Consider the following 1,262-nt stretch of genomic DNA (forward strand, 5'->3'; position numbering starts at 1 on the left):
GCGTTTGCGGTCGCGCGCGCCTACCGGCCGACGCTCACGCGTCACGATCGCGCGGCGATCCTGCGTCGTGCGGCCGACATCGTGCGCTCGCGCACTGCGGAGATCGCGGCGCTGATCACGGCCGAGGCCGGGTTGTGCATCAAGGATTCGACGTACGAGGCGGGCCGCGTGGCCGACGTGCTGACGTTCGGCGCCGGTGAAGTGCTGAAGGATGACGGGCAGATCTTCTCGTGCGATCTGACGCCGCACGGCAAGAAGCGCCGCGTGTACACGCAGCGCGATCCGCTGCTCGGCGTGATTTCGGCGATCACGCCGTTCAACCATCCGATGAACCAGGTCGCGCACAAGATCGTGCCGTCGGTCGCGACCAACAACCGGATCGTCGTGAAGCCTTCCGAGAAGGTGCCGCTGTCGTGCTACCTGTTCGCGGACATCCTGTACGAAGCCGGCCTGCCGCCGCAGATGCTGCAGGTGATCACCGGCGACCCGAGGGAGATCGCCGACGAGCTGATCACGAACCCGGCGATCGACCTGATCACGTTCACGGGCGGCGTGTCGATCGGCAAGTCGATCGCGTCGCGGATGGGCTACCGGCGCGCGGTGCTCGAACTCGGCGGCAACGATCCGATCATCGTGATGGAAGATGCCGATCTCGACGAAGCGAGCACGCTCGCGGTGTCGGGTTCGTACAAGAACTCGGGGCAGCGCTGCACGGCGATCAAGCGGATGCTCGTGCACGAGTCGGTGGCCGATCGCTTCACCGAGCTGGTCGTCGAAAAAACGCGCGCATGGTCGTACGGCAACCCGTCCGATCCGTCGGTCGACATGGGCACCGTGATCGACGAAGCGGCTGCGAAGTTCTGCGAGCACCAGGTAAACGATGCGATTTCGCGCGGGGCACGGCTGCTGGTCGGCAACGTCCGAGATGGCGCGCTGTATTCGCCGACGGTGATCGATCGCGTGACGCCCGACATGCCGCTCGTGAAGTACGAGACGTTCGGCCCCGTGTCGCCGATCATGCGCTTTCGCGACATCGACGAAGCGATCCGGATGTCGAACAGCACCGACTATGCGCTGTCGTCGTCGGTGTGTACGAACCGCTTCGACAACATCACGCGCTTCATCACCGAGCTGGAAGTCGGCAGCGTGAACGTGCGCGAAGTGCCGGGCTATCGGCTCGAACTGACGCCGTTCGGCGGCGTGAAGGATTCGGGGCTCGGCTACAAGGAAGGCGTGCAGGAAGCGATGAAGAGCTTCACGAA

The 1,262-nt window shown here is 64.7% G+C and carries 1 protein-coding gene; it reads left to right on the forward strand.

Annotated features, from left to right (window positions below; all coding sequences use genetic code 11):
• Positions 1-1,262 (forward strand): phosphonoacetaldehyde dehydrogenase (phnY, locus tag U5809_RS34530; protein ID WP_322089844.1); only part of this gene is annotated, 1,262 nt, incomplete at both ends.

The sequence above is a fragment of the Burkholderia sp. BCC1999 genome, from assembly GCF_905339975.1.
In the GTDB taxonomy this organism is placed as follows: Bacteria; Pseudomonadota; Gammaproteobacteria; order Burkholderiales; family Burkholderiaceae; genus Burkholderia.